This is a genomic window from Pseudonocardia sp. OZ21 (assembly GCF_059359135.1).
In genome coordinates this window covers 19916-40728 of sequence record NZ_JCADBN010000018.1, presented here as the reverse complement: position 1 = coordinate 40728, position 20813 = coordinate 19916, and the positions used below count along the sequence as shown (strand labels likewise).

The following is a 20813-nucleotide window of genomic DNA, read 5'->3' as shown; positions in this document are numbered from 1 at the left end:
GCCGTGCGCTGGTGCGGTGGCCAGGAACTAGTAGCCCAGCGCCGCGCGGATCTCCTCCTCGACCGCGGTGGTGGCCACGAACAGCAGTTCGTCGCCCCCCTCCAGCGCGTCGTCGGACTGCGGCACGATCACCCGGCCCCCGCGCAGGATCACCACCAGGGCGGAGTCGGCAGGCAGCTTCAGCGCCCGGACCGGCTGCCCGGCCAGCGGGGTGTCCTGGGTGAGCGTGACCTCCACCAGGTTGGCCTGGCCCTGGCGGAACGTGAGCAACCGCACGAGGTCGCCGACGGCGACCGCCTCCTCCACCAGCGCGGCCAGCAGCCGCGGGGTGGACACCGCGACGTCGACGCCCCAGTTCTCGCTGAACAGCCACTCGTTGCGCGGGTCGTTCACCCTCGCGACGACGCGGCGCACCGCGAACTCGGTCTTCGCGAGGAGCGAGACCACCAGGTTGACCTTGTCGTCGCCGGTGGCGGCGATGACCACGTCGCAGCTCTCCATGCCCGCGTCCTCGAGCGAGGCGAGCTCGCAGGCGTCGGCGTGCACCCACTCGGCGCGTTCGACGGACTCGGGCTCGATGTTCGCGAGCTCACGCTCGATCAGCATCACCTGGTGCTTGTTCTCCACCAGTTCCAGGGCGATGGACCGCCCGACGGCTCCCGCCCCCGCGATCGCGACGCGCATCCTGCTCACCCTTCCTGCGGCGGGGCCGCAGCCGCCGCCGTGACGTCGCTGACGGTGCCCGACACCGCGGCGACGTAGATCGTGTCCTCGGCCTGCACCGCAGTGTCCCCCTTCGGGAGTACACCGGTGCCGAACCGCACGATGAAGGCCACCCGGCAGCCCGCTGTGGCCTCGAGCTCACGCACCGGCCTGCCCACCCAGTCCTCGTGGACGGGCAGCGGCAGGATCGCGACGGTGCCGGTGGGCTCGCGCCAGGCCGACGCCACGCCGTCGGGCAGCAGCATCCGCATCAGCCGATCGGTGCTCCACGGGACGGTGGCCACGGTCGGGATGCCCAGCCGCTCGTAGACGGCGGCCCGCTTGGCGTCGTAGATGCGGGCGACGACGCGCTCGATCCCGAACGTCTCCCGGGCCACGCGCGCGGAGATGATGTTGGAGTTGTCCCCGCTCGACACCGCGGCGAACGCGTGGGCCCGCTCCACGCCCGCCTCGATGAGCACCTCACGGTGGTAGCCCTCGCCGACGACCTGCTTCCCCCGGAAGTCCGGGCTGAGCCTGCGGAACGCCTGCCGGTCGCGGTCGATCACGGCGACCTCGTGCCCGAGTCGCTCCAGACCGCCCGAAAGCGACGAGCCGACCCGACCGCACCCCATGATCACGACGTACACCGAAAGCCTCCCCGGATCGCGGTGGGAACGCTATCGCGTCTCCACCCGGGACACCGCATAGGCTTTGGTGGTGTCCAAGCTCGGCGTCGCTGTCAAGCGCGTCCTCGTCGGAAGGCCGCAGCGTAGCGACCGACTTGCCCATACCCTGCTCCCCAAGCGCATCGCGCTGCCCGTCTTCGCATCCGATGCCATGTCGTCGGTCGCGTACGCCCCCGAGGAAATCTTCCTGACGCTCTCGGCCGGGGGCCTGGCGACGTACGCCTTCTCGCCGTGGGTCGGCCTCGCCGTCGTGGTCGTCCTGTTGACGGTCGTCACGTCCTACCGGCAGAACGTGCACGCGTACCCGTCCGGCGGCGGCGACTACGAGGTGGCCACGGTCAACCTCGGCCAGAAGGCCGGGCTGACGGTGGCGAGCGCGCTCCTCGTGGACTACACGCTCACGGTGGCGGTGTCGATCTCGTCGGCGGCGGCGAACATCGGGGCACTGGTGCCGTACGTGGCAGAGCACAAGGTGCAGTTCGCCGTGGTGGCGATCCTGGTGCTCACGGCCGTCAACCTGCGGGGAGTCCGCGAGTCCGGCGTCGCGTTCGCGATCCCGACCTACGCGTTCATCCTGGGCATCGGCACGATGATCGTCTGGGGACTGACGCGGATCCTGCTGCTCGGCCAGGACCTGGAGGCTCCGAGCGCCAACCTGCACCTGGTGTCGGAGGGCGACGCCTACACCGGCCTCGCTCTCGTGCTGCTCGTGCTGCGGTCGTTCACCCAGGGCGCCGCGGCGCTCACCGGTGTGGAGGCGATCAGCAACGGCGTGCCCGCCTTCCAGAAGCCGAAGTCCCGCAATGCCGCCTCCACGCTGCTCCTGCTCGGGAGCATCTCGGTGGTGATGTTCTCCGGGATCATCGCGCTCGCGCTGCTGACCCACGCCAAGGTCGCCGACTCCCCGGCCACCCAGATCGTCGACGCGCCCCCCGGCTACGTCCAGGAGACGTTGGTGGCCCAGCTCGCCGAGGTGGTGTTCAACAACTTCCGGCCGGGCTTCTTCTTCGTCGTCATCTTCACGGCCCTGATCCTCGTGCTGGCCGCCAACACCGCCTACAACGGCTTCCCCGTGCTGGGCTCGATCCTGTCCCAGGACCGCTACCTGCCGCGGCAGCTGCACACCCGCGGCGACCGGCTGGCCTACTCCAACGGCATCCTGGTGCTGGCGGGCGTGGCGATCGTCCTGGTGGTGGGGTTCCGGGCCGACGTCACCCGCCTCATCGCGCTCTACACCGTCGGCGTCTTCACGTCGTTCACGCTGAGCCAGACCGGCATGCTGCGGCACTGGAAGCGCCTGCTCGCCACCGAGACCGACCAGGCCGCCCGCCGCCGCATGCGCCGCTCCCAGGCCATCAACGGCTTCGGCGCCGCGATGACCGGCATCGTGCTGGTGATCGTGCTCATCACGAAGTTCACCCGCGGCGCCTGGATCGCGATCGCCGGCATGGTCGTCTTCTTCGTGCTGATGCAGGCCATCCGGCGGCACTACGACCGCGTGTCGGCCGAGCTGGTGGCGGGGGACACCGACGCCGTGCTCCCCTCGCGCAACCACGCGATCGTGCTGGTCTCCACGCTGCACAAGCCGACGCTGCGGGCCGTGGCCTACGCCAGGGCCACCCGACCCGATGTACTGGAGGCGGTCACCGTCAACGTCGACGACAGCGACACCAAGCGCCTGATGCGCGACTGGGAGAAGCGCAAGCTGCCGGTACCGCTCAAGGTCGTCGAGTCGCCCTACCGGGAGATCACCAAACCGGTGCTCGACTACGTCAAGCGGATCCGGAGCAACAACCCGCGCGACGTGGTCACCGTCTTCATCCCCGAGTACGTGGTGGGGCACTGGTGGGAACAGATCCTCCACAACCAGAGCGCGCTGCGGCTCAAGGGCAGGCTGCTGTTCCAGCCCGGGGTGATGGTCACGAGCGTCCCGTGGCAGCTGGAGTCGTCCGAGCGGGTCACGCGGCGTCCCGAGACACCGCCCGGTTCCTCGCGGCGGGGTTACGAGTCGGCGCCGCCGGCACGCGAGGACACCCAGGCGCCGACTCCCAGCCCGTCCAAACCGGCTGCCCCGGCCGCCCCGGCAGCACCGGGAACGCGCCGTGGGTGAGGTCGTGGGTGACGCCGTCGTGAGCAGTGCCGCGGCGACCAAGGCGGACTGGACCGACCGCATCCTGGAGCTCGAGGTGGGCCCGGTCGCCCACGGCGGCCACTGCGTCGCGCGTTCGGAAGGGCGCGTGGTGTTCGTCCGGCACGCCCTGCCCGGCGAGCACGTGCTGGCCGTGGTGAACGAGGACGGCGGCGGCTCCTTCTGCCGGGCCGACGCAGTGGAGGTGCTGGAGGCGTCGCCCTGGCGGGTGCCTGCCCCGTGCAGCTGGGCGCGGGCGGGTGGCTGCGGGGGGTGCGACTTCCAGCACGCCGACCCGGCCGCGCAGCGCTCCCTCAAGTCCGATGTGCTCGCCGAGCAGCTCAGCCGGCTCGCCGGGATCGAGCGGCGGGTGCCCGTCGAGGAGCTGCCCGGCGGGGCGCTGGGCTGGCGGCACCGGGTCCGCCTCGCCGTCGACGACGAGGGCCGGGCCGGGCTGCGCGCCCACCGCAGCCACGACGTACTGCCCATTGCGGACTGCCCACTCACCCCGTCCGGCATCCTGCCGCCGGTGCTCGAGCACGGCTTCGACCCCGGCACGGAGGTCGAGGTGGCGGTGGACGCCCATGGCCGCGTCCACGTCGGTGACGACGGGCCGGTCGTCCAGCGCGCCGCAGGGCGCGAGTGGCTGCTGTCGCCCGGCGTGTTCTGGCAGGTCCACCCGGCGCTCCCCGACACCCTCGCCGCCGTGGTGGGGGAGTGGGCCGACGCGCCGCGGGGCGGCACCGCGTGGGACCTCTACGGCGGCGTCGGGCTCTTCGCCGCCGTGCTCGCCGGACAGGTCGGGCCCGAGGGCGCGGTCACGGTGGTCGAGTCCTCGCGGCAGGCCGTCGCGGACGGGAAGGCAGCTCTCGCCGACCTGCCGCAGGTGGGATGGCGCGTCGGCCGCGTGGAGCGCGTACTGGGTGGCCTCGGGGCGCGCCCGGACGTGGTGGTCGCGGATCCGCCCCGCCGCGGGCTCGGCCGCGAACTGGTGGACGCGCTGTGCGGCCACGCTCCCGACCGCGTGGTGCACGTGGCCTGTGACCCGGCGGCCCTGGCCCGGGACGTGGCGCTGTTCGCCGAGCGAGGCTTCCGCCTGGCGGAGCTGCGGGCGTTCGACGCGTTCCCGATGACCCACCACTTCGAGTGCGTGGCGCTGCTGACGCGGGCCTGAGCGCCCGAAGTTCAGGAAAGCCACTTTGCCGCCCTCTCCGGGCAGGAAAGTGGCTTTCCGGAACCTGCGGAACCCGCGAGTGGGGGCGCGTCAGCGATGATCGGGGTGTGGAACTCGCCGACCATCTGACCGGATGGGCTCCCGAGCCCGTCGAGACCACGGCGCGCATCGACGCCCGGCCCTCCCACGCCTTCGCCGCCCTGCTGGACGAGCCGAGCCCGGTGCGGGGGGCGGGCGACCCCCTGCCGCCGATGTGGCACGGCTTCCACCTGCTCGACCATCCCGCCCAGGCCGACCTCGGCGACGACGGGCACCCCGCCCACGGCCGGTTCCTGCCGCCGCTGCCGCACCGCCGCCGCATGTTCGCCGGAGGCAGGCTGGAGGTGCGGGACCCGCTGTGCGTCGACGACGTGGTCACCCGGCGGTCGTCGCTGGTGGCGGCCACCCCGAAGAGCGGGCGCAGCGGTGCCATGGTGCTGGTGACGGTGCGCCACGAGTTCCTCCGGGACGGCGAGGCGGCGCTGGTGGAGGAGCAGGACTTCGCCTACCGGAGCCAGCCGCCCGGGACCGACCGGGGGTTGCAGGCCGCAGCACCGGCCGCGGGAGAGGACGAGCCCGGACGGTGGCACGTGCGGCTGCACCCGGACGAGGCGCTGCTGTTCCGCTTCAGCGCGCTCACCTACAACAGCCACCGCATCCACTACGACCACCCGTACGTCACGGGCGTGGAGGGCTACCCGGGGCTGGTGGTGCACGGGCCGCTGCTGGCGCTGCTGCTGCTGGAGCTGCCCCGGCGTTTCGCGCCGGAGCGGCGGGTCAGCGGCTTCTCCTACCGGCTGCTGCGCCCGGCGTTCGCCGGGACCGACGTGGTCGCCGACGGGGACGGCGAGGGGTCACTGGTGGCCGGCGTGCCGGGCCAGGCGCCGTCGGTGGAGGGCACGGTCCAGCTGGCGTGACCGCGGCAGCGGACCCCAGCCCCTGCCCCCCAGAAGTTCAGGAAAGCCACTTTCCTGCCCTCTTCGGACCTGAAAGTGGCTTTCCTGAACCGGACGCCGGTCAGCCTTCGCGGAGGAAGGAGCGGATGGCGTCGGCGACCGCCGCGGGGTCGGAGACGTGCGCGAAGTGCTCCTGGTCCGGGAACTCCACGAGCGTGGTGTCGGGCGTGTGCTTGGCGAGGAAGCCGGTGGCGTCGATCTGGTGCTGGGGGCTGCCGCCGCCCAGCAGCAGCAAGGTGCGGTTCCGGACGGTCGTGAACCGGTCGAGGTCGTCGACCAGCGCGTCGGTGACGCGCAGTTCGCGCAGCCAGACCGGGGCGAGGGCGGCCCACTCGGCCCACATCGGGGTCTGTCGAAGATCCGCGACGGCGGCGTCCGGCGCGTTGATGACGCCGGACAGGAAGATCGTCAGCGCCTCGTCGTTGTCCCCGCTGTCGACCGCGGCGGCGATGGCCGCCAGTGCAGTCGCGGGAAGACGGCCGGCCACCGGCAGGGGCGGTTCGTACAGCACGAGCGCGGAGATGTCGGCGCCCGCCGCGGCGGTGGCCGCCGACACGATCCCGCCGTAGGAGTGCCCGAACAGCGTCGCCCCGGGCCCGGCCACCGCGAGCACGGCCTCGATGTCGGCGATCTCGGTGGCGAGGTCGTGGTCCTCGGCATCACCGCTCAGTGGCCGCCCGCGGCGGTCGACGAGGAACAGCGTGTACTCGTCGGCGAGGGCGTGGGCGACGGGCAGAAACTGCTCGCCGGTGGCGAGGGCGCCGTGGACGACGACGATCGCCGGGCCGGTGCCGAGCCGGTGCCAGCCGATGGTGGTGCCGTCCGATGACGTCGTGCGCCCGGTCTCGATCGGTGCGGATGCCTCGGGAGCCATGGCGTGAAATTACGCGGTCGGTCGGCGCCGAACGTGACCTGCGTAGCAGAGGTCACCCACGAACCGCTTACATCGGCACGGAACGACCGGCGGCAGGTGCCGCGTTGACAGGCGCGTTTCCTGCTGGTCGGCTCGGTCCGGTGGAGATCACGTTCACCCCGGCCGTCCCGATCCTGCGCATGCACGACGTCGACGTCGCACGGCGCTTCTACGTCGACTACCTCGGCTGTTCCGTGGACTGGCAGTACGGCGAGGGAGACCGCCCTGTCTACCTGCAGGTGTCGCGGGGTGCGCTGGTGCTGCACCTGTCGTCACACCACGGCGACGGCACCCCGGGAGCCGCGGTGCTCGTCGAGACCCGCGGCCTCGACGACCTGCACGCCGAACTCGGCAGCACGGGCTACCCGTTCCTGAACCCGGGCATCGAGGACGGTCCCGCAGACGGCCGGACGATGGAGCTGATCGACCCGTCGTCCAACCGCCTGCGGTTCTTCGAGCGGCCGGCCACCGCCTGAGACCCGGTCAGCTGTGGCAGTGGGCCGTGGTCGGCGGGAGGTCCAGGGCCGGGTTGCCGTCGAAGAACCCGGTGGGCTTGAGCATGAAGCCCACCGTGCTCACCGGCATCACGGGCCAGTCCTCCGGCCGCACGATGTGGTGGGCGCCGAACGTGTACCAGACCACCACGTCGGCGCCTTCGAGCGGACGGTCACCCGCCCCGTACGCCGGCAGACCCTGGCCGCCGGGGTGCTGGGCGGGGTAGTCGCCCGCGGCGAAGCGCTGCGACTCGTCGTGGGCGGTGACCCACAGTTGGTGCTCCGTGAACCCGGACCGCGGCGCGTAGAGCGCGTCGGGGGAGTACATCGGAGGCACGGTCGAGCCCGGCATCAACGCGTACGCCGTGGGTGCGCCGAGGGCTGAGGTCTTCTCGGCGCTCTCGATCCGCCAGAACCGCGCCCGCGCCGCGTCGGTGTCGCGCTTGGCCGCCGCCTCGCTGGCGAGCACCGTGCGGTGCACCTCCCAGGCGTTGCCGTGCGGGTTGTCCGGGCCCGGAGGGCTCGGCGCGGAGTCGACCTCGACCACGGTGTTGGCGCGCCCGTCCACGCTCATGTCCAGCCGCACGCAGAAGAAGTGCTGGTGGTTGGGCCCGTACAGACCCGGAGCGACGAGCGTGCCGTGCTTGGGCGTCTCGCCGGGCGCGACGGCCCCGGTGGAGATGACGCCGCTGAGCTTGATCTCGTACTCGATCAGCCCGTCGTTGTAGAGGTACCAGAAGTACCCGTACTCGTAGTTCCCGACGGTGACGATCGTGGAGATCACCAGTCGCCGCCTGCGCCGCACCTGCACCGCGTTCGTGCGGAAGTCGGTGTGCTTCCAGGCGATGCCCGCGTCCTCCTCGTGCATGCAGACGGCGTTGCCGATCGTGACGGGGGCGCCGTCGTTGTCGTTGACGACCGCGTCGAAGTACCGGATGTGCCCCACGCAGTCGCAGCCCAGCGTCAGCTGGTTCGCCAGCCAGCCCACGCCGTACTCGCCCTGGTCGAACACGTTCTTGAACCGGTGCGTCGGCGCCGGGTCCCCGTAGGGCACGTACATCTCGGCGAGCGAGGCCCGGTAGACGATCGGCCGTCCGTCGTAGCCGACCTGGTGCAGCACCAGTCCCTCGCGTGGGGTGAAGCCGATCCGCAGCCGCCATTTCTGCCAGGCCACCGCGTGCCCGTCCACCGTGAAGCTCGGGCCGTCGGGCTGGGTGATCTCGATCGGCGTGACGTCGTCGCGGTAGGCCTCGACCGCGGGCACGTTGCCGGGCTCGAAGATCCACGGTTCCTCGTAGTTGCCCGGCGTCTCGGGGATCGGGACGACGCCGTGGTCGTTGACCTCGAGCACTTCGCCCGCGTGGAGGTCCACCACCACGACCAGACCCTCGACGGGCCGGGCGTAGCCGTGCTCGCCGGGTGCCGAGCGCACCCACGTCAAGGGACGCGCGATCCGGCGCACGGACGGGTGGTCCTCCGGGCCCGTCCAGCTCGAGGCCCACGGGTCGATCATGGTGAGCGAGAAGTCCTCGACACCGCGCAGGCGCATGGCGTCCTGCCAGCGCGGGTCGGCCTGCACGATCTTCTCGCAGGACTCGAACTCCTCCGCCATCATCGGCGCCTGCACGCCCTCGATGGCCTCGAACGACAAGACCGTCTCGTCGGTGAGCGAGACGACCGCCTCGTAGGTGACGCCTTCGCCGCGCTGGTAGAGCACGATGTGCGCCTCACGCGGCAGCGGCTCGTCGCCCGGCGACCAGTCGAACACCGCGGCCTTCGGCGGCTCGCGCAGCGAGACGAACACGAATCGCGCGGCCTCCGTCAGTCCTCTCGACGCGCGTAGGACCTCCGTGGCGGCGGCGATCTCCGCGCTGCTGAGCGGCTCCAGTGGATGGCCGGCAACTGCGCCCGGGGTGGTGACGGTGGGATCCTCGACGGCGGTCATGCGGTAGCTCCCTGAGGGGTGTCGGAGGGTTCGCTGATCTCGGCGACCTCGAACTGACCGATCCGGGCGTACCGCGTGGGGTAGCGGTTGCGCAAGACCAGGGCCACACCCATTCCCACCACGAGCACCGCGAGCACCACCCAGGGCAGCAGCCGGATGTAGGCGGCGTCGCCCGCTCCGGAGAGGTCGTAGCGGTTGACCACGAGGAGCACGCAGGCCCCGGTCATGGCCGCGAAACCGATCACCGGGGCGACGAACGTCGACCACCAGCGGAACTCGTCGCGGGCCGTGGTGAGGAAGTACCGGATGATCGCGATGGAGACGAGCGCCTGCACCGCGAGGATGCCGAGCACGCCGAGCAGCGGCGACCACGTGCCCAGCTTGAGCAGCGCGCCCTCGTTGCTGGGGCCGTAGATCACGACTCCCGTCGGCGCCCGAGATGGCGGGGTCCGGTGCGGATCTCCGGAATCGGGGTCTGTCGAGGGGCTCCGACATTCCGCGCTTGCGGCGCGGCGGGAACCGGATGCGGCGCATCGGGCAAGGACAGGTGTGACCGCACCACGGCTCGTAGGAAACGATCCGCCGGGGCCGCTCCCGCTCCGGCTCGTCCCGCCAGAGGAGGACATCTCGCCCGACCAGAGACAGGCCGTCGTCGACGACAGAGCGGTGCTCGCCGCGTCGTTGGGCCGGCCGGAGGAGTTCGCACTCATCTTCGACCGGCATGCCACCGCCATCCGGGCCTACTGCGCACGTCGGGTCGGAGGGAGCGCAGCGGAGGACCTGGTGGCCGAGGTCTTCCTGACGGCGTTCGAGCAGCGCGCCCGGTTCGATCCGGCCCGGGCCGTCGCGCCGTGGCTGTTCGGGATCGCCACCAACCTGCTGCACCGCTTCCACCGACAGGAGCAGCGCGGCCTGCGCGCCCTGGCCAGGACCGGCCGGGACCCCGTCGTCGAGGGGGTGGCCGAGCGGGCCGCCGAACGGGTGGACGCAGGCCGGTTCTCCCGTGAGCTGGCCGCGGCGCTCGGAGCCATGCCCGCCCCGGAGCGTGACGTCCTGCTGCTGTTCGCCTGGGCGAACCTCGGCTACGCCGAGATCGCCGACGCGCTGAACATCCCGGTCGGCACCGTCCGGTCCCGCCTGAGCAGGGGCCGGACCCGACTGCGCACCGCACTCCCGATGCACTCCGGGCAGAACCCGCTGACCGAGAAGGACACACCGTGAACGAGATGGATCTCCTCGCCCGCATGCGGGAGGACACGCCGGAGGACCCGGAGGCGTTGGCCCGGGCCCGGCAGCGACTGCTGCAGCGCGCAGCCGCCCCGGCGGCCGGACCTGCGCGTCCGTCCCAGGGCCGGACGCAGCGCGGGTGGACGCAGAGCAGATGGACGTGGCCCCTCGCCGGGGTCGGTGGCCTCGCCGCCGCCGGGCTCGTGGTCGCCGTGGTCCTCGGGGGCACCACGCCGGCCGTGCCCGCGCCGCCCGCCGGCTCGGCCGGTGCCGTCCAGCCGGCTGGGCAGAACATCCTGCTGGTCGCCGCGGAGCGGGCGGAGGATGCCCGGCCCGGCACCGGCCGGTACTGGGTGAGCCGCACCGAGTCGGGCGTGATCAGTGAGGTCGGGCCGGCCGGCAACCGGTACCGGGTGGTCAACCGCGGCCGGGCCGAGACCTGGATCGCGCAGGCACCCGACGGGACGAGCCGGTGGATCAGCGAGTCCCTCGGGGCAAAGCCCCTCACCTCGGAGGACACCGCGGCCTGGAAGCGCGACGGCGAGCCGGGCGGCTGGGAGGTTCCCGCCGGAGCACACGGCAAGGGCTACCTGGAGATCACGGCGTCCCCGCGTCCGCCCATCGGCAGCCCGATCGGCACGGGCGCGCAGTCGTTCGCGCTCGGGGACCGCAACGTCACCCAGCGGGAGATCGACGCTCTCCCCACCGAGTCCGCTCAGCTGCGTTCCACCCTGCTGGAGCGCTTCCACACCGGGGGTGGGGGCGACCTGCCCGCCGGCCAGGACCAGTGGCTGTTCGCGGTGGGCAGCAACATCGTCACCGACATGCCGGTCAGCCCCGGCGTGCGGGCCGCGGCGTTCCGGATGCTCGCCGATCTGTCGGGCGTGCGTGACCTCGGCAGCGTGCAGGACGCCGACGGCCGCGCAGGCCAGGCCGTGGCGATCACCGAGAAGAGCCCCAACGGCACGTTCGAGACCCGGCTGATCATCGACCCGGCATCCGGTGACCCGCTCTCCCGGGAGACGCGGGCCGTGCAGCCGGACGGCGCCACCGTGCTCACCAGCTACGGACTCGTGGTCGACACCGGGTACACCGACGACTCACCGCCGTCGGTGCCGGGCGACCGCTAGTCCGACCGGGATGCTGCAGGGCGACCCCCGCGCGCCTGGGCGTGGGGGTCGCCCGCGACCATGTTCCAGTGACAGGTACGCAGGCTCCGTCGACAACCCCGGTCCACTCGATCCAGCAGCGCATCGCCGACGAGCTCGGCGTGCGGCCCCACCAGGTCACCGCGGCCGTCGACCTGCTCGACGGCGGCGCGACCGTCCCGTTCGTCGCCCGGTACCGCAAGGAGGCCACGGGAGCCCTCGACGACACCCAGCTGCGCACGCTCGAGGAGCGCCTGCGCTACCTGCGTGAGCTGGAGGAACGCCGCACGGTCGTCCTGGACGAGATCCGCAAGCAGGGCAAGCTCGACGAGGCGCTCGAGGCGCGGATCATGGCGGCCGAGTCGAAGGCCCGCCTCGAGGACATCTACCTGCCCTACAAGCCCAAGCGCCGCACCAAGGCGATGATCGCGCGCGAGGCCGGGCTGGAGCCGCTGGCCGACACGTTGCTCGCCGACCCGACGCAGGACCCCGCCACGGTGGCCGCCGGTTACGTCAACGAGCAGGTCGCGGACGTCGCCGCCGCCCTGGAGGGCGCCCGATCCATCCTCGTAGAGCGGTTCGCCGAGGACGCCGACCTGATCGGCGGCCTGCGGGAGCGGATGTGGTCGCGGGGGCGGCTCGTCACGAAGGTCCGCGAGGGCAAGGAGACCGAGGGCGCGAAGTTCGCCGACTACTTCGACTTCTCCGAGCCCTTCACCAAGCTCCCCTCCCACCGCATCCTCGCCGCGTTCCGCGGGGAGAAGGAGGAGGTGCTCGACGTCGTCCTGGAGCCCGAGGACGGGTCGGAGGAGCCGGTGCCGGGCGCCGTCACCGACTACGAGCGCACGATCGCCGTCGCGTTCGGTGTCTCCGACCAGGGCAGGCCGGCCGACAAGTGGCTCGGTGACGCCGTGCGCTGGGCCTGGCGTACACGGATCCTGCTGCACCTGGGCATCGACATCCGGGTGCGGCTGCGCACCGTGGCGGAGGAGGGCGCGATCGGCGTCTTCGCCACCAACCTGCGTGACATCCTGCTCGCCGCCCCGGCAGGCAGCCGGGCCACGATGGGGCTGGACCCCGGCGTGCGCACCGGGGTGAAGGTCGCGGTCGTCGACGCCACGGGCAAGGTCGTGGCCACCGACGTCATCTACCCCCACGAGCCCCGCCGCGACTGGAACGGCGCGCTCGCCACCCTCACGAAGCTCGCCGCCGCGCACGACGTCGACCTCATCGCGATCGGCAACGGCACCGCCTCCCGGGAGACCGAACAGCTCGCCCGGGAGCTCGCGGCGAAGAACCCGGCGCTCAAGCTGACCCCCGTCGTGGTCAGCGAGGCGGGCGCGTCGGTGTACTCGGCGTCGGCGTTCGCCTCGGCCGAGCTCCCCGGGATGGACGTCTCGCTGCGCGGGGCGGTGTCCATCGCGCGGCGGTTGCAGGACCCGCTCGCCGAGCTGGTGAAGATCGACCCGAAGTCGATCGGCGTCGGCCAGTACCAGCACGACCTGCCGGAGTCGTCGCTCTCCCGCTCGCTCGACGCCGTGGTCGAGGACTGTGTGAACGCCGTCGGCGTCGACGTCAACACCGCGTCGGCGCCGCTGCTGCGCCGCGTCTCCGGCATCACGGAGGGGCTCGCGGCCCAGATCGTGCAGCACCGCGACACGAACGGCCCGTTCCGCACGCGGCGGGCACTCGCCGACGTGCCCCGGCTGGGTCCGAAGGCGTTCGAGCAGTGCGCGGGCTTCCTGCGGATCCGCGGCGGCGACGACCCGCTCGACGTCTCCGGCGTGCACCCGGAGTCCTACCCCGTGGTGCACCGGATCCTGCAGCGGGCGAAGACCGACATCTCCGCGCTGATCGGCAACGCGCCGAAGATCAAGTCGCTGCGGCCGCACGACTTCGTGGACGCCACGTTCGGGCTGCCCACCGTCACCGACATCCTCGCCGAGCTCGAGAAGCCGGGCCGGGACCCGCGCCCGGAGTTCCGCACCGCCACGTTCGCGGAGGGCATCCACAAGATCTCCGACCTGCGGCCGGGGATGCTGCTCGAGGGCCAGGTCACCAACGTCGCCGCGTTCGGCGCGTTCGTCGACGTGGGCGTCCACCAGGACGGCCTGGTGCACGTCTCGGCGATGTCCAAGCAGTTCGTGAGCGACCCGCGTGACGTCGTCAAGTCCGGTGACGTCGTGCGCGTCAAGGTGCTGGAGGTGGACGAGGCGCGCAAGCGCATCTCCCTGACGCTGCGGCTCGACGACGAGGTCGGCGCGAAGCCGCCGCGCACGGGCGACCAGCGGGGCGGCGACCAGCGCGGAGCGGACCGCGGGCCGCGCGACCAGAAGGGGCCCCGCGACCAGAAGGGCGGCCAGCGCGACCAGAGGGGCGGACCCCGCGACCAGAAGGGCGGGCCGCGTGGGGACCAGCGGGGCGGTGGCAGCGACCGCCGTGGCGGTGGCGGTGGCGGCGACCGGCGGGGCGGGAGCGGAGGCCGGCCGGGCGGATCGAGCGGCTCCGGTGGCGGTCTCGGCAACAGCGCGATGGCCGACGCCCTGCGTCGCGCCGGCCTCACGGGTGACGGGAAGAACTGATCGCAACCGCCCCGGACGCGACGCTCGCGTCCGGGGCGACTCACCCGCCGGAATCGGGCGACTCGCGGGATCGCCGGCCGGCTGGCGGGGTACCGGGACCGGACACGGCCCGAGGGGGACCTGAGCTGCTGCGGCCGGCCGGTTCAGCCGGCCAGGAGGGCCACCGCCTGCTCGACGTCCCCCAGGTCGTCCAGCACGTGATGGGCGCCGGCCGCGGCGAGCTCCGCGGCCGGGGTGGCGCCGGTGGCCACCCCCACCGCCACCACTCCCGCGGCGAGCGCGCCCGCCACGTCGTGCACGGTGTCACCGATCACCAGCACGTCCTGGTCGGCGAACGGGCCGTGTGCTGCCTCGGCCCGACGGCGGCAGCGCAGCACGATCTCCGACCGGACGGCGTGGTCGTCGCCGTAGCCGCCGATCGCGGTCTCGAAGTAGCGCTCCAGCCCGAACGCCGTCACCTTCGCGATGCCGATGGCGGTGATGTTGCCGGTGACCAGCGTCTGCACGACGCCGGGCCGGGAGTGCAGTGCGGCGAGGACCTCGGCGACACCGGGCAGCAGCCGCCCCTGCCCCCGCATGCGGTGGCTGCGGGCCCCGAACTCCACCGCGTAACGCGTGAAGAACTCCGCCAGGTGCGGGGCCGCGTCGGGGATGCCGTGCTGCGCGAACAGCTCCGGGGTGATCGAGAGGTCGGTGCGCCCCGCGGCCATCAAACTGCCTGCCCACGCCTGACCGGTGACGGCGGTGAACGCTGCCGCATAGGCCTCGACACCCACCCCGCCCCCGACGAGCAGGGTGCGGTCGACGTCCCACATCAACAACCGCCGGGTCACGTCCCGATCCTCGCACCCGCGGCGGGGCGCCGTCGCGGAGCGTGCGGACGGCGTCAGGGGGCGGTGCAGTTCGAGCCGTTGGCGATGTCCACACCCCACGAGTTGACGTGCGCGGAGTGGGCGTCGCCGCCCAGCAGCATCGTCCACGTGCCGTCGGCCTGGAATCCGTCGAACCGGGAGAGCGGCAGGCCGCTCGGACGGTGCGGACCCCGATAGGGCGGAACTCCGCTCTCCAGATCCGTCGTGGCCTCGTCGTCGAACACCGTGCCGGCGAGGACCTGGGTGTTCCCGCCGTCGTCGATCGCGAGGTACGTGCGGACACCCTGCGGGGAGCGCAGAGTCAGCTCGAGGTCCTCGAGGACGATCCACCCGTCCCCTCTCATGTCGAGGTCCACGAACACGTTCACGTCCCGGACCTGGCCGAGCCCGCTGAACGTCACGGAGGTGGAGGTGGTCCACCCCGGGCTCGACCGGTGCGACGCCACCGCGCACATCTCGGCGGGTGCCGCTGCCGCCGGGACCGTGCTCACGAGCAGGGCCGACACGGCGAGACCCGCCACCGCCCCGACCCGTCCGCCACGCCACATACGCCGGATCGTTGCAGTGCTGCACCGGTCCGGCCAGACCCCGACGCCCCGATCCACCGGACGGGTGCCTCACCTACCCCGCCCGCCCGCCCGCGAGTCGCCCATTTCGCGCCCGCGAGTCGCCCGTATCAGGTGCGCGAGTCGCCCGTATCAGGTGCGCGAGTCGCCCCGATCGCGTGCGCGAGTCGCCGATTCTGCGCCTATGAGTCGCCCGAGCTCAGTTTTGGATGATCAGGGGGATTCGTACGGCAGCGCCCTCGACAGGGCGATGGTGTGCGGTTCGTCGTGATCACCCCAGCGCCGGAACGGGGCGACTCGCAGACCGGAAACGGGCGACTCGCGTGCGGAAAACGGGCGACTCGCAGACCGGAAACGGGCGACTCGCGGGCGTGAAATGGGCGACTCGCGGACCGGGATCGGGCGACTCGCGGATCGTTCTCGAACGGTTCACCTGTGATCGCGAATCAGGTCGGGTGGCCCCGGGTACGCGCCGAACATGGCGAGCATCGGCTACTTCCTGTCCTGCGAGCAGTTCGGCCCCAAGGAGCTCATCGATCAGGCCCGGCGCGCCGAGGACGCGGGCTTCCAGCGGTTGTGGATCTCCGACCACTTCCATCCGTGGAACGACGAGCAAGGGCAGAGCCCGTTCGTCTGGGGGGTGATCGGAGCGCTGTCGGAGGCCACCTCACTGCCCGTCACGACGGCGGTGACGTGTCCGACCTTCCGGATCCACCCGGCGATCATCGCGCAGGCCGCGGCGACCGCATCCGTCCAGCTCGACGGCCGGTTCGTGCTCGGTGTGGGCAGTGGCGAAGCTCTCAACGAGCACGTACTGGCCGATCACTGGCCGTCGGTCGGGGTCCGGCTGGAGATGCTCGAGGAGGCGATCGAGATCATCCGGCTCCTCCACGAGGGTGAGGAGATCAGCCACCACGGCACGTACTACGAGGTGCAGGAGGCGAAGATCTACACGCTTCCGGAGCAGCCCGTGCCGATCTACGTGTCGGGTTTCGGGCCGCAGGCCGTGGAGCTGGCCGGTCGGATCGGGGACGGGCTGTGCACCACGATGCCCGACAGCGACCTGCTGCAGGTGTTCCGGGAGGCGGGCGGCGAGGGGAAGCCGACCCAGGCGGGCACGAAGGTCTGCTGGGACCGGGACGAGGAGCGGGCGCTGGAGACGGCGCACCGGATCTGGGGCAACGAGGCGCTGCCCGGGCAGCTCGCCCAGACCCTGCCGCGGCCCCGTGACTTCATGGACGCCCATTCGCTCGTCCTGCGCGAGGCGATCCGCGAGTCCATGACCTGCGGCGACGACCCCGAGATGCACGTGGCGCAGATCCAGGAGTACGTCGATGCGGGCCTCGACGAGGTCTACGTGCAGCAGATCGGGCCCGACCTCGACGGCTTCTTCGACGCCTGGAGCAAGGACGTGCTGCCGACGTTCCACTAGGCGTCGGTGGGGCGGCCGGCGGGGCCGGTGCGGCATGGGCTTCGAGCACCTGGGACTATGTGTGGCCGGTGGTGTGTTGACATCATCAGAGACCGCATCGGCCAGGTAGTTCACGTGCCGCAGGCCCCGCGGGCTCGCCCGCGGGAGTGCCGTTCGCGCTCCCGTTTCACTGCGACGGAAGACGATCTGTGACGCTGCCCCTCAACGGGACCCTGAACGACCACCAGTCCGACCTCCCCCGATTCTCCGACCTCCCGCTGCGGCCCGAGCTGCTGGCCGTGGTCGAGGAGCTGGGTTACACGCACCCGAGCCCGATCCAGGCCGAGTCGATCGCGCCCCTCGTCGAGGGACGTGACCTGCTGGGTCAGGCGGCCACGGGCACCGGCAAGACGGCGGCGTTCGCGCTGCCGATGCTGGAGCGCCTCGCCGAGCAGCGCCCCGAGCGCAGCCGTGGCGACGCGCCCTTCGGCTTGATCCTCGCCCCCACCCGTGAGCTGGCGCTGCAGGTGTCCGAGGCCGTCACCCGGTACGGGTCGCGGCTGGGCGCGCGCGTCCTCACGGTGTACGGCGGCGCGCCCGCCGGCCCCCAGTGGAAGGCGCTGCAGAACGGCGTCGACATCGTCGTGGCCACCCCCGGCCGCGCGATCGACCTGATGAACCGCGGTGCGCTGCACCTGCACGACCTCGAGATCGTCGTGCTCGACGAGGCCGACGAGATGCTCGACATGGGCTTCGTCGAGGACATCGAGACCCTGCTCGACGCCACCCCCGACACCCGGCAGGCCGTGCTGTTCTCGGCCACCATGCCGCGCCGCATCGAGACCCTCGCGCAGAAGTACCTGCGCGAGCCCGTCACGGTGCGGATCCGGCGCGAGTCGGTGCCGGACGGTGAGGCACCCAAGGTCCGTCAGACCGCATACCTGGTTCAGCGCACCCACACCACCGCCGCGCTGGGCCGCGTGCTCGAGGCCGAGCGGCCGACCGCGGCGATCGTGTTCTGCCGCACCCGGCTCGACGTCGACGCCGTCACCGAGACTCTCACCGCTCGCGGCCTGCGCGCCGAGGCACTGCACGGTGGGATGGACCAGGAGCACCGCACCCGGGTGGTCGAGCGCCTGCGCAGCGGCCGCACCGAGTTGCTGGTCGCCACCGACGTGGCCGCCCGTGGTCTCGACATCGACCTGCTCACGCACGTGGTCAACCACGACGTGCCGCAGTCGCCCGAGGCCTACGTCCACCGCATCGGGCGTGTCGGCCGCGCCGGGCGCGAGGGCGTGGCGATCACGCTGGTGCCGCCGTCGAAGGTGCACGCCCTGCGTGCCGTCGAGCGTCTCACCGGACAGCCGATCGCGTTCGCCCCGGTGCCCACGGCCGCCGACCTGCGGGCCGCCCGGCTGGAGCGCACCTCCGCCGCGCTGCGCGAGCGGCTGGTGGCCGACCTCGGTCTCACCACCGCGTCGGTCCCGGTCGACCCCGGCACGGTCGAGCCCGACGCCGACACGGTGGACGCGGGTGCCGTCGACGCCGGTGCCACCGTCTCCGCGGCCGTCCCGGCCGATCACGACGGTGTCCGCGCGATGCTCGCCGGCCTCGCCGCCGAGTTCGACGCGGTCGACGTCGCCGCCGCTGCGGTGCGCCTGATGCAGGAAGCCGCCGGCTCGCCCGACGACGGCGAGGACATCCCGGTCGTCACCGCACCGCGCTCCGGCGGATCCCGCGACCCGCGCGAGAGCCGTGGCCGTGGCGGCGCGGCGGGCATCCGGCCGCCGAAGGCGGGCACCACCAGGCTGTTCGTCAACGCAGGACGCGCCAGTGGCGTCCGGCCGCAGGACATCGTGGGCGCGCTCGCCAACGAGTCGAACCTGTCGGGCCGCGACATCGGCGCGATCCAGATCCACGAGCGGCACGCGCTGGTGGAGATCCCCGAGCACGCCGCGGACGACGTGCTGCGCAGTCTTCGGGGTAGCACCACGCTGAAGGGTCGCCGGGCCAACGTCCGTCGCGACCGCGGGTTCGCGTCGGCCGGCGCCGGCCGTCCCCGCCGCGACTGAGGGCTCAGCACGTCACAGAGAGCCGTACCGCTGCTCGCAGCGGTACGGCTCTCTGCGTGTCAGCGGCGCCGGCTCACGAAGGCCAGCGCCTCCCTGGCCACCGCAGGCCAGTCGTGGTCCGCGCCCACCGTCAGCCACTCCCGCATCGGGCGTCCCCGGCCGGCTTCGAACGGCTCGCCCGCCCCGACGTCGATCAGCTGGGTCACCCGGGCGGCGGGCAGCTTCACCACCAGCCGCTCGCGGGTGAGCATCGCGAAGATCGAGCCGTGGACCTTCAACGCCGCGGAGCCGAACCCGCGGCCGCGTTCCGCTCCGGGCGGGGTGACGCCGGGCTCGGCGGCGAGCTCGGCCACCAGCGCGGCGAACCGCTCGGCGGGCTGCACGCCTCCGATCCAAGCGCACCTCGCCGCGGCGGCACCAGGACCTGCACCGGCTCGAGCCACCACATCACCCGGCTGCGCCCCCGGTTGTCGTTTCCCGGGCTCCCCGGTAGGAGTTGACGCCCACGAGCTCGAGGGGGAGCCATGGCCGAGGCGGTCACCACCACGGACCCGGTGGTCGAGTCAGCGGTGCGTAAGGCCATGTGGCGGCTGTTGCCGTTCCTCGGCCTGTGCTACCTGCTGAACTACGTCGACCGCGTGAACGTCGGGTTCGCCGCGCTGACCATGAACCGCGATCTCGGACTCTCCGCAGCGGCGTACGGCCTCGGCGCCGGGCTGTTCTTCGTCGGCTACTTCTTCTTCGAGGTGCCGAGCAACGTCATCCTGCACCGCGTCGGTGCCCGCCTGTGGATCGCGCGCATCATGATCACCTGGGGCGTCGTGGCGTCCGCCACGGCGTTCGTGCAGGGCGAGATCAGCTTCTACGTCGTGCGGTTCCTGCTCGGCATCGCCGAGGCCGGCTTCTTCCCCGGCATCATCCTGTACCTGACGTACTGGTTCCCGCGGGCGCGGCGGGCGAAGGTCGTGGCGCTGTTCTTCCTGGCCGTCCCGCTGTCGTCGGTGGTCGGCGCGCCGCTGTCCACCCTCCTCATCCAGAACGGCGGCGGCCTGCTCGGCTTCGACGCGGGGTGGCGCTTCATGTTCTTCGTCGAGGGCATCCCGGCAGTGCTCGTCGGCGTGCTGGTGCTGGTGCTGCTGCCGGACCGACCGAGCCGGGCCCGCTGGCTCTCCGCCCCGGAGCAGCACGCACTGGAGCGCCGGATCGCGGACGAGGACGCTGCTCAGGTGCCGCAGGAGACAGGGATCCGGGCCGGGCTGCGCGACAGGCGCGTCGTGGCGCTGTCGATGGTGTACTTCGGGATCGTGTTCGGGCTCTACGTGCTCGCGTTCTTCCTCCCGCAGGTGGTGTCGGACCTGCAGGAACAGTTCGACATCACGTTCTCGCTGGTCGAGATCGGGCTCATCACCGCAGTGCCGTACGCCGTCGCGTCCGTCGCGATGGTGCTGAACGCGCGGCACTCCGACCGCACGGGGGAGCGGCGCCTGCACATCGCGGTGCCCGCGTTCCTCGGAGCCGCGGGCGTGGCGGTCGCGCTGTACCTGGACTCGCCCTACCTCGTGATGGCCGCGATGACGGTGTGCGCGGTGGGCGTCTACTCCGCGATCCCCGTGATCTGGCAACTGCCGAGCGCGTTCCTCACCGGCGTCGGGGCGGCAGCGGGCATCGCACTGATCAACTCGTTCGGCAACCTCAGCGGTTTCGCCGGCCCGTACCTCACCGGCTGGCTGCAGGACCTCACCGGCAGTTTCCGCACGGGCATGTTCGTCGTGGCCGCGTTCATGGTGCTGGCCGGGGTGATCGTCCTGCGGCTCGATCGGGCTCCCGCCCCGGCCGGGTACGGCCCGGCGGAGCGTCCCGACCCGGCGCGGCGAGGATGATCCGACGAGAGCCGT

18 protein-coding genes are annotated in these 20813 nt (G+C 72.2%); 10 read left to right on the top strand and 8 right to left on the bottom strand.

The features are described from left to right. Positions 1 to 27 precede the first annotated feature (27 nt). Both AC5L35_RS31065 and AC5L35_RS31060 read right to left on the bottom strand, forming a co-directional pair. Positions 28 to 684 carry a potassium channel family protein gene (locus AC5L35_RS31065; RefSeq protein WP_495063291.1) on the bottom strand — a complete coding sequence of 219 codons (657 nt, stop codon included), beginning with the start codon at positions 682 to 684 and terminating at the stop codon, positions 28 to 30. A 5-nt stretch (positions 685 to 689) separates the two neighbouring features. Continuing rightward, entirely contained in the window at positions 690 to 1352 is a 663-nt protein-coding gene (locus AC5L35_RS31060) for a potassium channel family protein (RefSeq protein ID WP_495063290.1), read from the bottom strand. 70 nt (positions 1353 to 1422) lie between these two features. Here AC5L35_RS31060 and AC5L35_RS31055 point away from each other — a divergent pair, with 70 nt between their 5' ends. From AC5L35_RS31055 to AC5L35_RS31045, 3 genes are all read left to right on the top strand, one after another. Next, positions 1423 to 3501, top strand: coding sequence for an APC family permease (locus tag AC5L35_RS31055; protein ID WP_495063289.1), 2079 nt, complete (start codon positions 1423 to 1425; stop codon positions 3499 to 3501). Next, positions 3494 to 4693, top strand: a complete 1200-nt coding sequence (locus AC5L35_RS31050; RefSeq protein ID WP_495063288.1) for a class I SAM-dependent RNA methyltransferase — start codon at positions 3494 to 3496, stop codon at positions 4691 to 4693. The genes AC5L35_RS31055 and AC5L35_RS31050 overlap by 8 nt, the downstream gene beginning before the upstream one ends. A gap of 107 nt (positions 4694 to 4800) precedes the next feature. Next, a complete protein-coding gene (locus tag AC5L35_RS31045; protein WP_495063287.1) occupies positions 4801 to 5649 on the top strand; it encodes an HTD2 family dehydratase in 849 nt (282 codons plus the stop codon). 100 nt (positions 5650 to 5749) lie between these two features. Here AC5L35_RS31045 and AC5L35_RS31040 read toward each other — a convergent pair whose 3' ends face one another. Then, the gene (locus AC5L35_RS31040; protein ID WP_495063286.1) at positions 5750 to 6562 is read right to left on the bottom strand and encodes an alpha/beta fold hydrolase; all 813 of its coding nucleotides are present in this window, start codon (positions 6560 to 6562) and stop codon (positions 5750 to 5752) included. Between the two features lie 140 nt (positions 6563 to 6702). Between AC5L35_RS31040 and AC5L35_RS31035 the strand changes: the two genes are divergently transcribed. Further along, positions 6703 to 7077 carry a glyoxalase superfamily protein gene (locus AC5L35_RS31035; RefSeq protein WP_495063285.1) on the top strand — a complete coding sequence of 125 codons (375 nt, stop codon included), beginning with the start codon at positions 6703 to 6705 and terminating at the stop codon, positions 7075 to 7077. A gap of 7 nt (positions 7078 to 7084) precedes the next feature. Here AC5L35_RS31035 and AC5L35_RS31030 read toward each other — a convergent pair whose 3' ends face one another. Together AC5L35_RS31030 and AC5L35_RS31025 are read right to left on the bottom strand one after the other, a co-directional pair. Further along, positions 7085 to 9040 (bottom strand): primary-amine oxidase, encoded by a 1956-nt coding sequence (locus AC5L35_RS31030; protein ID WP_495063284.1) that lies wholly within the window; start codon positions 9038 to 9040, stop codon positions 7085 to 7087. Beyond that, positions 9037 to 9459 carry a hypothetical protein gene (locus tag AC5L35_RS31025; RefSeq protein ID WP_495063283.1) on the bottom strand — a complete coding sequence of 141 codons (423 nt, stop codon included), beginning with the start codon at positions 9457 to 9459 and terminating at the stop codon, positions 9037 to 9039. Before AC5L35_RS31025 ends, AC5L35_RS31030 begins: the two co-directional genes overlap by 4 nt. A gap of 130 nt (positions 9460 to 9589) precedes the next feature. Here AC5L35_RS31025 and AC5L35_RS31020 point away from each other — a divergent pair, with 130 nt between their 5' ends. The 3 genes from AC5L35_RS31020 to AC5L35_RS31010 all read left to right on the top strand — a co-directional run bounded on the left by AC5L35_RS31020 (position 9590) and on the right by AC5L35_RS31010 (position 13997). Continuing rightward, entirely contained in the window at positions 9590 to 10261 is a 672-nt protein-coding gene (locus AC5L35_RS31020) for an RNA polymerase sigma factor (RefSeq protein ID WP_495063282.1), read from the top strand. Between the two features lie 5 nt (positions 10262 to 10266). Next, on the top strand, positions 10267 to 11397 hold the full coding sequence (locus AC5L35_RS31015) for a CU044_5270 family protein (protein ID WP_495063371.1): 1131 nt from the start codon (positions 10267 to 10269) through the stop codon (positions 11395 to 11397). 68 nt (positions 11398 to 11465) lie between these two features. Next, positions 11466 to 13997 (top strand): Tex family protein, encoded by a 2532-nt coding sequence (locus AC5L35_RS31010; RefSeq protein ID WP_495063281.1) that lies wholly within the window; start codon positions 11466 to 11468, stop codon positions 13995 to 13997. A 143-nt stretch (positions 13998 to 14140) separates the two neighbouring features. Here AC5L35_RS31010 and AC5L35_RS31005 read toward each other — a convergent pair whose 3' ends face one another. Both AC5L35_RS31005 and AC5L35_RS31000 read right to left on the bottom strand, forming a co-directional pair. Then, positions 14141 to 14830 carry an HAD hydrolase-like protein gene (locus AC5L35_RS31005; protein ID WP_495063280.1) on the bottom strand — a complete coding sequence of 230 codons (690 nt, stop codon included), beginning with the start codon at positions 14828 to 14830 and terminating at the stop codon, positions 14141 to 14143. A gap of 53 nt (positions 14831 to 14883) precedes the next feature. Beyond that, positions 14884 to 15417: a hypothetical protein gene (locus AC5L35_RS31000; RefSeq protein ID WP_495063279.1), complete on the bottom strand. Its 534-nt coding sequence runs from the start codon at positions 15415 to 15417 to the stop codon at positions 14884 to 14886. A gap of 496 nt (positions 15418 to 15913) precedes the next feature. Here AC5L35_RS31000 and AC5L35_RS30995 point away from each other — a divergent pair, with 496 nt between their 5' ends. After that, positions 15914 to 16867 (top strand): LLM class F420-dependent oxidoreductase, encoded by a 954-nt coding sequence (locus AC5L35_RS30995; RefSeq protein ID WP_495063278.1) that lies wholly within the window; start codon positions 15914 to 15916, stop codon positions 16865 to 16867. A 188-nt stretch (positions 16868 to 17055) separates the two neighbouring features. Continuing rightward, entirely contained in the window at positions 17056 to 18918 is a 1863-nt protein-coding gene (locus tag AC5L35_RS30990; RefSeq protein WP_495063277.1) for a DEAD/DEAH box helicase, read from the top strand. Positions 18919 to 18977: 59 nt separating this feature from the next. Here the strand turns inward: AC5L35_RS30990 and AC5L35_RS30985 are convergent, their stop codons facing one another. Continuing rightward, positions 18978 to 19301 (bottom strand): hypothetical protein, encoded by a 324-nt coding sequence (locus AC5L35_RS30985; protein WP_495063276.1) that lies wholly within the window; start codon positions 19299 to 19301, stop codon positions 18978 to 18980. A 141-nt stretch (positions 19302 to 19442) separates the two neighbouring features. Here AC5L35_RS30985 and AC5L35_RS30980 point away from each other — a divergent pair, with 141 nt between their 5' ends. After that, the gene (locus AC5L35_RS30980; protein WP_495063275.1) at positions 19443 to 20798 is read left to right on the top strand and encodes an MFS transporter; all 1356 of its coding nucleotides are present in this window, start codon (positions 19443 to 19445) and stop codon (positions 20796 to 20798) included. The last annotated feature ends 15 nt before the right edge of the window (positions 20799 to 20813 follow it).